Here is a 13,298-nt window from a genome sequence, read left to right on the forward strand (position 1 = left end):
TGGCTGTTTTACGCGTATGACAGGATACGGAGGACGGTTGTGGCGCACGTCTTCGGTGAACGCACTCTGGCCACACTGGAGCGTCTTCTGAGCCTGCTGTCGGCCTTTGAGGTCGTGGTATGGATGACGGATGGCTGGCCGCTGTATGAATCACGCCTGAAGGGAAAGCTGCACGTTATCAGCAAGCGTTACACTCAGCGCATTGAGCGACATAATCTGAATCTGAGACAACATCTGGCAAGGCTGGGACGGAAGTCACTGTCGTTCTCAAAATCGGTGGAGCTGCATGACAAGGTCATCGGGCATTATCTGAACATAAAACACTATCAGTAAGTTGGAGCCATTACCGACTCGGTGAAATGAAAAATCCACGCAATTGCGTGGATTTTATATACTTTTGCGCTCTTCATGAGATTTAGCGAAACCTCATGAGACAATAAATTAATTAGACGTTGAAAAGGAAGTTCATCACATCGCCATCTTTCACGATGTAATCTTTACCTTCTGCACGCATTTTGCCTGCTTCTTTCGCGCCTTGTTCACCTTTGTAAGTGATGAAATCTTCAAACGAGATGGTTTGTGCACGGATAAAGCCTTTTTCAAAATCAGTATGGATTTTGCCCGCTGCCTGCGGCGCGGTTGCTCCAACCGGAATGGTCCATGCACGCACTTCTTTCACCCCAGCGGTGAAGTAAGTTTGCAGGTTCAGCAGCTTATAACCGGCACGGATCACACGGTTCAGGCCCGGCTCTTCCAGCCCAAGCTCCTGCATAAACTCGTCACGTTCTTCGTCGTCCAGTTCGGCAATGTCTGCTTCAACAGCAGCACAAACCGGAACCACAACAGAACCTTCTTTCGCCGCGATTTCACGCACCTGGTCAAGATATGGGTTGTTTTCAAAACCGTCTTCGTTGACGTTGGCGATGTACATTGTTGGTTTCAGCGTCAGGAAGCTCAGGTAACGAATAGCCGCTTTCTCTTCAGCGCTTAAATCCAGCGCGCGCAGCATACCTGCATTTTCCAACTGGGGCAGGCATTTTTCCAGGACCGCCAGCTCAGCTTTCGCGTCTTTATCGCCACCTTTGGCTTTCTTCTGTACGCGATGAATCGCACGTTCGCAGGTGTCGAGGTCTGCCAGCGCCAGTTCGGTGTTGATAACTTCAATATCGTCAGCCGGGTTAACTTTGCCGGAAACGTGAATGATGTTGTCATTTTCAAAGCAGCGAACAACGTGACCGATCGCTTCGGTTTCACGGATGTTGGTCAGGAACTGGTTACCCAGACCTTCGCCTTTCGATGCGCCTTTTACCAGACCGGCGATATCGACAAATTCCATGGTCGTGGGAAGCGTACGCTGCGGTTTTACGATTTCAGCCAGTTGATCCAGGCGAGGATCAGGCATTGGTACGACGCCTGTGTTCGGCTCAATGGTGCAGAATGGAAAGTTGGCCGCTTCAATACCGGCTTTGGTCAGCGCGTTGAACAGGGTAGATTTCCCGACGTTGGGCAAACCGACGATACCGCATTTGAATCCCATGATTTAAATCACCTTAATATCTTAATAATCAACCTGTTATTGCTAACAGATTGCAGAAATGGAAATAACTTTGCCTATTATACACGGCACTCGGCAAAAATGCCGCAGACAACGACTTATTGCGCTTTAAAGGCGTGCAATCGGTTCGTTGCTTTGGTCAAGCCATCTGTAAACCACATTTCAGTACAACGCGCCGCTTCGTCAATGGCTTCATCAATTAACTTCTGTTCACTAACAGGCGGTTTGCCTAACACAAAACCGACAACTTTATTTTTATCGCCCGGATGACCGATTCCGATGCGTAAACGGTGAAAGTTAGGGTTATTACCCAATTTACTGATGATGTCTTTCAGTCCATTGTGACCACCATGGCCACCGCCCAATTTAAATTTGGCGACGCCAGGAGGCAGATCCAGTTCGTCGTGGGCCACCAGAATTTCGTCCGGATTAATGCGGAAAAAACTGGCCATCGCCGCAACGGCTTTGCCGCTGAGATTCATAAATGTAGTCGGGACTAACAGGCGGACATCTTCGCCTCCAAGAGTGACTCGCGAAGTATAACCAAAGAATTTAGCCTCTTCGCGCAGCGGAGCGCGCAAACGCTCTGCCAGTAAGTCAACGAACCAGGCACCAGCATTATGTCGCGTTGCGGCGTATTCAGCACCGGGGTTCGCCAGGCCGACAATCAATTTAATCGTCACGTTTTTTTGTCCTGAGTGTGTACATAACTGGCGCGTAGTTTACTGGTTGCGACCCCGCTTGACAAAAAACTGCGTATCAAATGCAGATAACGTAATAATTGCCTGAGTGGGCTATTAGAAAGTCAAGGTGTTCAGGCGTTTATTTGTAAAGTTTTGTTGAAATAAGGGTTGTAATTGTGATCACGCCCGCACATAACCCACAGGGTGTTGTCTATACTTTACACATAAGGAAGAGGGGTATTCCCTGTTACAACCCAGAAAGTTCCGGAGGTGACATATGAAACGCAAAAACGCTTCGTTACTCGGTAACGTGCTCATGGGGTTGGGTCTGGTGGTAATGGTGGTCGGCGTGGGGTATTCAATCCTCAACCAGTTACCACAGTTTAATATGCCCCAGTATTTCGCACATGGTGCAGTGCTAAGTATTTTCGTCGGTGCCATTCTCTGGCTGGCGGGTGCCCGTGTTGGCGGGCATGAACAGGTGTGCGACCGTTACTGGTGGGTTCGCCACTATGACAAACGTTGCCGCCGTAGCGATAATCGCCGTCATAGCTAACAAATAATGCAGTTTGCTGACCAGTCAGTTTGCGCTGACTGGTCAATCTCGTACTTATAAATCCGCCATCGCCGCGCGACGATTCGGGAAGAACGCGAGGCGTCCCGAGATTGGTTGAATGCCTGCGCGAGCCATAGTGCGCAGTGGCTGGAATTCCACGTTGCACACGCGCAGTTCACATCCTTCGGGCAGACGCTTCACAAAACGCTGGAACGCATCAAGACCACCAGCATCAAGTACCGGAACGGCATCCCACTTCAGAATCACAATCCGTTTGCCTTCAAGACGTGACTCCAGGTCCGTGAACAAGCCTTCAGCAGCAGCAAAAAACAGCGGGCCAATAACGCGCAGTACCAGAACATCGTCTGGAACATCTACGACTACCGGTGCCAGGCGAGTCATACGTGCGATACGACGCATAAACAGCAGCGATGCCAGCACGATCCCCACGCTGATGGCAATAACCATATCAAACAGCACGGTCAGCGACATGCACAGCAGCATGACAATGATGTCATCTTTCGGTGCATGACGCAGCAAGTCGACCACTTTATGCGCTTCACTCATGTTCCACGCCACCATCAACAGCAGGGCTGCCATAGCGGAAAGCGGCAGCCAGGAGAGCAGCGGTGCCAGTACCAGCAGGGCAAGAATAACCAGAATAGAGTGGATCACCGCTGAGATAGGGGAAGTTGCCCCGGCACGGACGTTAGCGGCAGAACGCGCGATGGCAGCTGTAGCGGTAATACCACCAAAGAATGGAGCGATAATATTCCCCAGTCCCTGTCCAACCAGTTCGCTGTTCGCCTTGTGTTTCGTCCCGGTCATACCATCCAGTACCACGGCGCAGAGCAGAGATTCGATTGCGCCGAGCATTGCCATTGAGAATGCCGCAGGCAGCAGTGTGCGAATAGAATCCCAGGTTAGCGTGAATTCTGAATTAGGCAGATCCCACGGCAGCACCAGTTGCGGCAGCAGTTGCGGAATACCGTTACCCTGAGAACCATCGGCCAGGACGTAGTGGAATTGCGAACCGATGGTAGCAACATGTCCGCCGAGCAGGTTAACAATCCCCATCACCGCGCAACCAGCCAGCAAGGCCGGAAGGTGACCGGGTAAACGAATGCCCAGACGCGGCCAAAAAACAAGAATACCTAGCGTCACAATGCCAATGGCAGCATCACCCACATTAATGGTCGGCAGCGCCATAAATAATGCGCCGACTTTTTGTAGATAATGTTCCGGGACATGGGCCATTTGCAGACCGAGAAAATCTTTAATCTGCATGGTACCGATGGTGATCCCGATACCCGAGGTGAAACCTAAGGTGACGGAAACCGGAATATACTCAATCAGGCGACCAAAGCGTGCCAGACCCATCAGAATCAAAAAGATCCCCGACAGCAAGGCCGCAACCAGCAGTCCTGCCAGTCCAAACTGTTGCGACACGGGATAGATAATTACCACAAATGCCGCAGTCGGACCGGAAACGCTAAAGCGTGACCCACCCGTCAGAGCAATGACAATCCCCGCAACAGCTGCGGTATATAAACCGTACTGGGGTGCCACACCACTACCAATAGCCAACGCCATCGCCAGCGGGATAGCAATAATCCCGACGGTTATCCCGGCAATCAGGTCACGGGTAAACCGTGCGGCAGTATATTTTTCTTTCCAGCAAGCGTCGATCAGAGCGCGGAAAGGCATCACATGTGAGGAAAATATTTTGTTCACAATAATGTTTCATCCGTGAGCGCATCATCTGTCAACTAAATGGCAGGTGAAGGAGGCATAGGTCATACAAATGGATATTACAGACAAAAAAACCCGCCGCAGCGGGTCTTTGAGCCGGGTTCGATTAGTGTTCGAACATGGCAGAGATCGATTCTTCGTTGCTGATACGACGAATCGCTTCGGCCAGCATACCTGACAGGGTCAGAGTACGCACGTTCGGCAGTGATTTGATTTCATCGCTCAGCGGAATGGTATCGCAGACAACGACTTCATCAATTACAGAGTTACGCAGGTTGTTCGCCGCGTTGCCAGAGAAGATCGGGTGAGTCGCGTACGCAAATACACGTTTAGCACCACGTTCTTTCAGAGCTTCAGCAGCTTTACACAGCGTACCGCCAGTGTCGATCATATCATCGACCAGTACGCAGTCACGACCTGCAACGTCACCGATGATATGCATCACCTGGGAAACGTTCGCACGCGGACGACGTTTGTCGATGATTGCCATATCGGTATCGTTCAGCAGCTTAGCGATAGCGCGGGCACGCACAACGCCGCCGATGTCCGGAGAAACCACAATTGGGTTATCCAGATTCAGCTGCAGCATGTCTTCCAGCAGGATCGGGCTACCAAATACGTTATCAACCGGAACGTCGAAGAAACCCTGAATCTGTTCAGCGTGCAGATCCACTGTCAGCACACGGTCAACACCGACGCTGGAGAGGAAGTCTGCAACCACTTTCGCAGTGATTGGTACACGAGCGGAACGGACGCGACGGTCCTGGCGCGCATAGCCAAAGTAGGGGATAACAGCGGTGATACGACCTGCGGAAGCACGACGCAGGGCATCAACCATAACGACTAATTCCATCAGGTTGTCGTTAGTAGGGGCACAAGTGGACTGGATGATGAAAATATCACCACCGCGTACATTTTCATTAATTTGTACGCTGACTTCGCCATCGCTAAAGCGACCTACAGCGGCGTCGCCGAGTGAAGTGTACAGGCGGTTGGCAATACGTTGTGCTAGTTCCGGGGTGGCGTTACCAGCAAAAAGCTTCATATCAGGCACGAGAAGAACCTCAGGCATGCGTCCATTGGTGGAAAGAATCTGCCGAAAACTGTGCGGGCCAGGCATGATCCTTTCCAGGCAGTGTATTAAAGAGCGCGATGCAACGTCTGGAACAAGGTGACGTTGTCACCGAAACTCAGCTTGCCCGGCTTAAAGCATGGCTCTGTGCAATGGGGAAAGATTAACGCCTTTCGCCACAAAGCCATTGAGCCATTCCGGGGCTTGCTCTAGCACCTGGCGGGCTTCAGACTCTGTATCAAATTCAGCAAAGACACAGGCCCCTGTCCCAGTCAGGCGCGACGGGGCGTATTCTAACAGCCAGGAAAGCACCGCATCAACCTCGCGAAAACGTTTTCTTGCGATAACCTCGCAATCATTGCTGAATTCACATTTTAGCAACGTTTCTATTGACCTTTTTGGCGTATTGCGCGGGAGTTCAGGATCTTTAAAAATCACCGGAGTCGGAATACTTACACCAGGGTGCGCCACCAGATACCACTTCTCTGGCGGATCCACCGGCGTTAGTATTTCACCAACGCCTTCGGCAAACGCGGCATGCCCCCGAACAAAGACAGGAACATCTGCGCCCAGCGTCAGCCCCATTTCCGCCAGCTCATCCATGCTTAGCCCGCATTGCCAGAGATGATTTAATGCCACCAGGACCGTCGCGGCATTGGATGAACCACCGCCGAGACCGCCGCCCATCGGCAAACGCTTGTCAATGCTGATATTCGCACCGCTTCCCGTCGGAAGACGCCCGCTGTCTGCCGCAGTTTTCATCAACAATCGCGCTGCGCGAACGATCAGGTTATCTTCATGTTCCACGCCTTCAACGGGCGTTAACAGACGAATATCCCCATCGTCACGAAGCTCAATGCTGATGGTGTCGCCGTAATCAAGAAACTGAAACAGCGTTTGCAGCGTGTGGTAACCATCCGCACGCTGACCGGTAATGTATAAAAACAGATTAAGTTTTGCCGGAGAGGGCCACTGTGTCCGCATTATTTCACTATCCAGTTATCCATTTTTAACTTGATGCGTTGACCACCGTCGGTGAGTTCCATATTGGCTGGCATCGCAGGATGCGTTTTGGTGTCATAACCACCATAAACAACCTTCCAGTTTTTGCCATTCTGGCTGTAGGTAATTTCGCTCAGGCGGTACTGGTCGTCCAGTTTGTAGTCGGTTGCATCACCCGGTAAACCTAAAATCCACTGGCGCAAGCTGTTGAGCGGAATTGGCATTCCGGTCAATTTGCCAATCATCTCTTCGGCGTCATCGGCGGTATAACGCTGACCTTTATTGTCGACTAACTGCACGTTACCCGGTTGAGCATTCAGCTCCAGTTCCGTGCTGCCCAATGGGTTAGTGAGCAGCAGACGGTAGCGATCCTGGCCGGTTTGCTGCCAGAAAAAGCGGGCGTACACTTTTTGTTGGTCAGAAATATAAGCGAACGCGCCGCGAGTCTGATACTGATTAAGATTGCGCACGTCTTGCTGATGCTGACGCCATTGTGGCGAATCCGGGCTTTTGCCAGGACCTTTGGGCGTGGTAACGGAACAGGCAGTGAGCACAAGAGCAGCCAGCGGTAGCAGGCGGATAAGACGAAAATCGGGCAGGGGCATAGTGATGACAAGTCCTTGAGATACGTTGCAGTTATAACCCTTAATGCTAGCGTTACCGTCCGCTATCGTCTATGTTCAAGTTGTCTTAATTGCCAGAATCTAACGGCTTTCGGCAATTACTCCAAAAGGGGGCGCTCTCTTTTATTGATCTTACGCATCCTGTATGATGCAAGCAGACTAACTCTATCAACGTTGGTATTATTTCCCGCAGACATGACCCTTTTAGCACTCGGTATCAACCATAAAACGGCACCTGTATCGCTGCGAGAACGTGTATCGTTTTCGCCGGATAAGCTCGATCAGGCGCTTGACAGCCTGCTTGCGCAGCCGATGGTGCAGGGCGGCGTGGTGCTGTCGACGTGCAACCGCACGGAACTTTATCTTAGCGTTGAAGAGCAGGATAACCTGCAAGAGGCGTTAATCCGCTGGCTTTGCGATTATCACAATCTTAATGAAGAAGATCTGCGTAAAAGCCTCTACTGGCATCAGGATAACGACGCGGTTAGCCATTTAATGCGTGTTGCCAGCGGCCTGGATTCACTGGTTCTTGGGGAGCCGCAGATCCTCGGTCAGGTTAAAAAAGCGTTTGCCGATTCGCAAAAAGGTCATATGAAGGCCAGCGAACTGGAACGCATGTTCCAGAAATCTTTCTCTGTAGCGAAACGCGTTCGCACTGAAACAGATATCGGTGCCAGTGCTGTGTCTGTCGCTTTTGCGGCTTGTACGCTGGCGCGGCAGATCTTTGAATCGCTCTCTACGGTCACAGTGTTGCTGGTAGGCGCGGGCGAAACCATCGAGCTGGTAGCGCGTCATCTGCGCGAACATAAAGTACAGAAGATGATTATCGCCAACCGCACTCGCGAACGTGCCCAAATTCTGGCAGATGAAGTTGGCGCGGAAGTGATTGCCCTGAGTGAGATCGACGAACGTCTGCGCGAAGCCGATATCATCATCAGTTCCACCGCCAGCCCGTTACCGATTATCGGGAAAGGCATGGTGGAGCGCGCATTAAAAAGTCGTCGTAACCAACCAATGCTGTTGGTGGATATTGCCGTTCCGCGCGATGTTGAGCCGGAAGTTGGCAAACTGGCGAATGCTTATCTTTATAGTGTGGACGATCTGCAAAGCATCATTTCGCACAACCTGGCGCAGCGTAAAGCCGCAGCGGTTGAGGCGGAAACTATTGTCGCTCAGGAAACCAGCGAATTTATGGCGTGGCTGCGAGCACAAAGCGCCAGCGAAACCATTCGCGAGTATCGCAGCCAGGCAGAGCACGTTCGCGATGAGTTAACCGCCAAAGCGTTAGCGGCCCTTGAGCAGGGCGGCGACGCGCAAGCCATTATGCAGGATCTGGCATGGAAACTGACTAACCGCTTGATCCATGCGCCAACGAAATCACTTCAACAGGCCGCCCGTGACGGGGATAACGAACGCCTGAATATTCTGCGCGACAGCCTCGGGCTGGAGTAGCAGTACATCATTTTCTTTTTTTACAGGGTGCATTTACGCCTATGAAGCCTTCTATCGTTGCCAAACTGGAAGCCCTGCATGAACGCCATGAAGAAGTTCAGGCGTTGCTGGGTGACGCGCAAACTATCGCCGACCAGGAACGTTTTCGCGCATTATCACGCGAATATGCGCAGTTAAGTGATGTTTCGCGCTGTTTTACCGACTGGCAACAGGTTCAGGAAGATATCGAAACCGCACAGATGATGCTCGATGATCCTGAAATGCGTGAGATGGCGCAGGATGAACTGCGCAAAGCTAAAGAAAAAAGCGAGCAACTGGAACAGCAATTACAGGTTCTGTTACTGCCAAAAGATCCTGATGACGAACGTAACGCCTTCCTCGAAGTCCGAGCCGGAACCGGCGGCGACGAAGCGGCGCTGTTCGCAGGCGATCTGTTCCGTATGTACAGCCGTTACGCCGAAGCCCGCCGCTGGCGGGTAGAAATCATGAGCGCCAGCGAGGGTGAACATGGTGGTTATAAAGAGATCATCGCCAAAATTAGCGGTGATGGTGTGTATGGTCGTCTGAAATTTGAATCTGGCGGTCATCGCGTGCAGCGTGTTCCTGCTACGGAATCGCAGGGTCGTATTCATACTTCTGCTTGTACCGTTGCGGTAATGCCAGAACTGCCTGACGCAGAACTGCCGGACATCAACCCAGCAGATTTACGCATTGATACTTTCCGCTCGTCAGGGGCGGGTGGTCAGCACGTTAACACCACCGATTCGGCAATTCGTATTACTCACTTGCCGACCGGGATTGTTGTTGAATGTCAGGATGAACGTTCACAACATAAAAACAAAGCGAAGGCGCTTTCAGTGCTCGGTGCTCGCATCCACGCTGCTGAAATGGCAAAACGCCAACAGGCCGAAGCGTCTACCCGTCGTAACCTGCTGGGGAGTGGCGATCGCAGCGACCGTAACCGTACTTACAATTTCCCGCAGGGGCGCGTTACCGATCACCGCATCAACCTGACGCTCTACCGCCTGGATGAAGTGATGGAAGGTAAGCTGGATATGCTGATTGAACCGATTATCCAGGAACATCAGGCCGACCAACTGGCGGCGTTGTCCGAGCAGGAATAATGGAATATCAACACTGGTTACGTGAAGCAATAAGCCAACTTCAGGCGAGCGAAAGCCCGCGGCGTGATGCTGAAATCCTGCTGGAGCATGTTACCGGCAGAGGGCGTACTTTTATTCTCGCCTTTGGTGAAACGCAGCTGACTGACGAACAATGTCAGCAACTTGATGCGCTACTGACACGTCGTCGCGATGGTGAACCCATTGCTCATTTAACCGGGGGGCGAGAATTCTGGTCGTTGCCGTTATTTGTTTCGCCAGCGACCTTAATTCCGCGCCCGGATACGGAGTGTCTGGTGGAGCAGGCACTGGCGCGGTTGCCTGAACAACCTTGCCGTATTCTTGATCTCGGGACGGGTACCGGGGCGATTGCGCTTGCGCTGGCTAGCGAGCGCCCGGACTGCGAAATTATCGCTGTAGATCGTATGCCTGATGCTGTCTCCCTGGCACAACGTAATGCCCAGCATCTGGCGATCAAAAATATCCACATTCTGCAAAGCGACTGGTTTAGCGCGCTAGCCGGGCAGCAGTTTGCGATGATTGTCAGCAATCCGCCGTATATTGACGAGCAGGACCCACATCTTCAACAAGGCGATGTCCGCTTTGAGCCGCTCACTGCGCTGGTTGCGGCAGACAGTGGAATGGCAGACATCGTGCATATCATCGAACAGTCGCGTAACGCGCTGGTATCCGGCGGCTTTCTGCTTCTGGAACATGGCTGGCAGCAGGGCGAAGCGGTGCGACAAGCATTTATCCTCGCGGGGTATCATGACGTCGAAACCTGCCGTGACTATGGTGATAACGAGCGCGTAACGCTCGGCCGCTATTATCAATGACAAGTTTTTCTACACTGCTTAGTGTTCATCTTATTAGTATCGCGCTTTCTGTTGGGCTATTAACCTTACGTTTCTGGCTACGTTATCAGAAGCATCCACAGGCATTTGCTCGCTGGACGCGCATTGTGCCGCCGGTTGTCGATACGGTGTTATTGTTAAGCGGCATTGCGTTGATGGCTAAAGCGCACATCCTGCCATTTTCCGGGCAGGCACAGTGGCTGACTGAAAAGCTGTTTGGAGTTATCATTTATATCGTTTTGGGTTTTATTGCACTCGATTATCGTCGTATGCACAGTCAGCAGGCGCGCATTATTGCCTTCCCGCTGGCGTTGGTGGTGCTGTACATCATCATTAAACTCGCCACCACAAAAGTACCGTTACTGGGGTAAGTCATGAGATCGTTAGCTGATTTCGAATTTAATAAAGCGCCATTGTGCGAAGGCATGATCCTGGCTTGCGAAGCAATCCGCCGCGATTTTCCCTCGCAAGATGTTTACGACGAACTGGAGCGTCTCGTTAGTCTGGCGAAGGAAGAAATCAGCCAGCTTCTGCCTTTAGAAGAGCAGCTGGAAAAACTGATCGCGCTGTTTTACGGCGACTGGGGATTTAAAGCCTCACGCGGCGTTTATCGTCTTTCCGATGCATTATGGCTGGACCAGGTGTTAAAGAATCGACAGGGCAGTGCGGTATCATTAGGTGCGGTTTTATTATGGGTCGCGAATCGTCTCGATTTGCCGCTGCTGCCGGTGATTTTCCCTACGCAGCTGATATTGCGCATTGAATGTCCGGATGGCGAAATTTGGCTGATTAATCCTTTTAACGGTGAATCGTTAAGCGAACATATGCTGGACGTATGGTTAAAGGGAAATATCAGCCCGTCGGCGGAACTGTTTTATGAAGACCTTGATGAAGCTGATAACATTGAGGTAATCCGCAAATTGCTGGATACACTCAAAGCCTCGTTGATGGAAGAAAATCAGATGGAGCTGGCGTTACGCACCAGCGAAGCTTTATTACAATTCAACCCTGAAGATCCCTATGAAATTCGCGATCGCGGGTTGATTTATGCGCAACTGGATTGCGAACACGTTGCGTTGAACGATTTAAGTTATTTCGTTGAACAGTGTCCGGAAGACCCGATCAGCGAAATGATCCGTGCGCAAATAAATAACATCGCGCATAAACATATTGTGCTGCATTAATTAATCGACATTTTACTCAAGATTAAGGCGATCCTATGAAACAAAAAGTGGTTAGCATTGGCGACATCAACGTAGCAAATGACCTGCCGTTCGTACTGTTTGGCGGTATGAACGTGCTGGAATCTCGCGATCTGGCGATGCGCATTTGCGAGCACTACGTAACTGTGACCCAGAAACTGGGTATCCCTTACGTGTTCAAAGCCTCTTTTGACAAAGCCAACCGCTCCTCCATCCACTCTTATCGTGGACCGGGCCTGGAAGAAGGGATGAAAATCTTCCAAGAGTTGAAGCAGACTTTTGGCGTGAAAATTATCACCGACGTTCACGAACCAAGTCAGGCACAGCCCGTTGCTGATGTCGTGGATGTGATTCAGTTGCCGGCGTTTCTTGCTCGCCAGACTGACCTGGTTGAAGCCATGGCGAAAACCGGTGCGGTAATTAACGTCAAGAAACCACAGTTTGTCAGCCCGGGACAGATGGGTAATATCGTTGATAAATTCAAAGAAGGCGGCAACGAAAAAGTGATTCTTTGCGATCGTGGTGCTAACTTCGGCTATGACAACCTGGTTGTCGATATGCTGGGCTTCAGCATTATGAAGAAAGTGTCTGGTAACTCGCCGGTGATTTTCGACGTGACCCACGCACTGCAATGCCGCGATCCGTTTGGCGCAGCTTCCGGTGGTCGTCGTGCTCAGGTGGCTGAGCTGGCACGAGCCGGTATGGCGGTAGGTCTGGCGGGGCTGTTTATTGAAGCGCATCCGGATCCGGAACATGCGAAATGTGATGGTCCATCCGCGCTGCCGCTGGCTAAACTGGAACCGTTCCTCAAGCAGATGAAAGCGATTGATGATCTGGTGAAAGGTTTCGAAGAACTGGATACCAGCAAGTAATCTTTTTTGCTTGAAAAATAAAGTCTTAGCGTTCTGCGTTAAGACTTTTTTCATGGGTGCCAGATACAAAAAAGGCCGCAGGCTGTTACCCCTGCGGCCGGTTTCGGGCGCATATTGCCATCACGGCAGCCTGACGCCCGTTTTCACCTTACTTCCGGTTACGCCACCAGCCGACAATCGCTGCGGTAATAATTCCCGCCAGGATCGGTGCTGCCAGGTCGTGCCAGAAAATCATGGCAAACTGCGCGAGCGTCATATAGCCGCCTTGTTGTAATGATAACATTTTGCGGCTATTCTTGAATTGTTCTGGTTCAAGATTAGCCCCCGTTCTATTGTCAGGTTAAACCTCTCAACGTGCGGGGGTTTTCTCTTTCCAGCAACCAATGCCACCAGGGATAAAGCCCCCGCAACATTGCGCCTCACCGGATAACGCCGGCTTGATGTGGATACTACGTCTCAATTCATCTTCACTTCATCCCTGAAATGTTTGCAATGAAGAGTGCATTCCGGTTTTTCAACAGCTGTTACAGTCGTTTCATGAGTGCTCTGGATGA

Annotated in this window: 14 protein-coding genes and 1 pseudogene; 8 read left to right on the forward strand and 7 right to left on the reverse strand. The window is 51.4% G+C overall.

Features of this window, described 5'->3' with window-relative positions:
* Nucleotides 1–333: pseudogene (locus BHE85_RS02145) on the forward strand (IS1-like element IS1X2 family transposase); the annotation flags it as partial.
* Between the two features lie 112 nt (nucleotides 334–445).
* On the opposite strand, the gene ychF reads toward BHE85_RS02145, so the two are convergent.
* Nucleotides 446–1,537: a redox-regulated ATPase YchF gene (gene ychF, locus BHE85_RS02150; RefSeq protein WP_000505866.1), complete on the reverse strand. Its 1,092-nt coding sequence runs from the start codon at nucleotides 1,535–1,537 to the stop codon at nucleotides 446–448.
* Between the two features lie 116 nt (nucleotides 1,538–1,653).
* A complete protein-coding gene (gene pth / locus BHE85_RS02155) occupies nucleotides 1,654–2,238 on the reverse strand; it encodes an aminoacyl-tRNA hydrolase (protein WP_000152933.1) in 585 nt (194 codons plus the stop codon).
* 277 nt (nucleotides 2,239–2,515) lie between these two features.
* On the opposite strand from pth, the gene ychH reads away from it, so the two are divergent.
* On the forward strand, nucleotides 2,516–2,794 hold the full coding sequence (gene ychH / locus BHE85_RS02160; RefSeq protein WP_000823885.1) for a stress-induced protein YchH: 279 nt from the start codon (nucleotides 2,516–2,518) through the stop codon (nucleotides 2,792–2,794).
* Nucleotides 2,795–2,848: 54 nt separating this feature from the next.
* Here ychH and dauA read toward each other — a convergent pair whose 3' ends face one another.
* From dauA to lolB, 4 genes are all read right to left on the reverse strand, one after another.
* Complete coding sequence (gene dauA / locus BHE85_RS02165) at nucleotides 2,849–4,528, reverse strand: C4-dicarboxylic acid transporter DauA (RefSeq protein WP_001033334.1); 1,680 nt, start codon at nucleotides 4,526–4,528, stop codon at nucleotides 2,849–2,851.
* Between the two features lie 124 nt (nucleotides 4,529–4,652).
* The gene (prs, locus tag BHE85_RS02170; protein WP_001298109.1) at nucleotides 4,653–5,600 is read right to left on the reverse strand and encodes a ribose-phosphate diphosphokinase; all 948 of its coding nucleotides are present in this window, start codon (nucleotides 5,598–5,600) and stop codon (nucleotides 4,653–4,655) included.
* Between the two features lie 150 nt (nucleotides 5,601–5,750).
* Nucleotides 5,751–6,602 (reverse strand): 4-(cytidine 5'-diphospho)-2-C-methyl-D-erythritol kinase, encoded by an 852-nt coding sequence (gene ispE, locus BHE85_RS02175; RefSeq protein WP_001260333.1) that lies wholly within the window; start codon nucleotides 6,600–6,602, stop codon nucleotides 5,751–5,753.
* Entirely contained in the window at nucleotides 6,602–7,225 is a 624-nt protein-coding gene (gene lolB, locus BHE85_RS02180) for a lipoprotein insertase outer membrane protein LolB (protein WP_001130690.1), read from the reverse strand. Before lolB ends, ispE begins: the two co-directional genes overlap by 1 nt.
* A 213-nt stretch (nucleotides 7,226–7,438) precedes the next feature.
* Between lolB and hemA the strand changes: the two genes are divergently transcribed.
* From hemA to kdsA, 6 genes are read left to right on the forward strand one after another with little or no spacing between them, the layout of a single operon-like run.
* Entirely contained in the window at nucleotides 7,439–8,695 is a 1,257-nt protein-coding gene (gene hemA / locus BHE85_RS02185; protein WP_000173200.1) for a glutamyl-tRNA reductase, read from the forward strand.
* A gap of 41 nt (nucleotides 8,696–8,736) precedes the next feature.
* Nucleotides 8,737–9,819, forward strand: a complete 1,083-nt coding sequence (gene prfA / locus BHE85_RS02190; RefSeq protein ID WP_000804740.1) for a peptide chain release factor 1 — start codon at nucleotides 8,737–8,739, stop codon at nucleotides 9,817–9,819.
* Nucleotides 9,819–10,652 carry a peptide chain release factor N(5)-glutamine methyltransferase gene (gene prmC / locus BHE85_RS02195; RefSeq protein ID WP_000456461.1) on the forward strand — a complete coding sequence of 278 codons (834 nt, stop codon included), beginning with the start codon at nucleotides 9,819–9,821 and terminating at the stop codon, nucleotides 10,650–10,652. The genes prfA and prmC overlap by 1 nt, the downstream gene beginning before the upstream one ends.
* Nucleotides 10,649–11,041 (forward strand): invasion regulator SirB2, encoded by a 393-nt coding sequence (sirB2, locus tag BHE85_RS02200; RefSeq protein ID WP_000200378.1) that lies wholly within the window; start codon nucleotides 10,649–10,651, stop codon nucleotides 11,039–11,041. Before prmC ends, sirB2 begins: the two co-directional genes overlap by 4 nt.
* Nucleotides 11,042–11,044: 3 nt before the next feature.
* Nucleotides 11,045–11,854, forward strand: a complete 810-nt coding sequence (gene sirB1, locus BHE85_RS02205; protein ID WP_001257044.1) for an invasion regulator SirB1 — start codon at nucleotides 11,045–11,047, stop codon at nucleotides 11,852–11,854.
* Between the two features lie 35 nt (nucleotides 11,855–11,889).
* Complete coding sequence (gene kdsA, locus BHE85_RS02210; protein WP_000811065.1) at nucleotides 11,890–12,744, forward strand: 3-deoxy-8-phosphooctulonate synthase; 855 nt, start codon at nucleotides 11,890–11,892, stop codon at nucleotides 12,742–12,744.
* 148 nt (nucleotides 12,745–12,892) lie between these two features.
* On the opposite strand, the gene BHE85_RS02215 is transcribed toward kdsA, so the two are convergent.
* A complete protein-coding gene (locus tag BHE85_RS02215) occupies nucleotides 12,893–13,000 on the reverse strand; it encodes a type I toxin-antitoxin system toxin Ldr family protein (RefSeq protein WP_000170954.1) in 108 nt (35 codons plus the stop codon).
* Nucleotides 13,001–13,298: the final 298 nt, after the last annotated feature.

Origin of the sequence: Shigella sp. FC1567 (assembly GCF_001743015.1) — a bacterium.
Taxonomy (GTDB): domain Bacteria; phylum Pseudomonadota; class Gammaproteobacteria; order Enterobacterales; family Enterobacteriaceae; genus Escherichia; species Escherichia coli.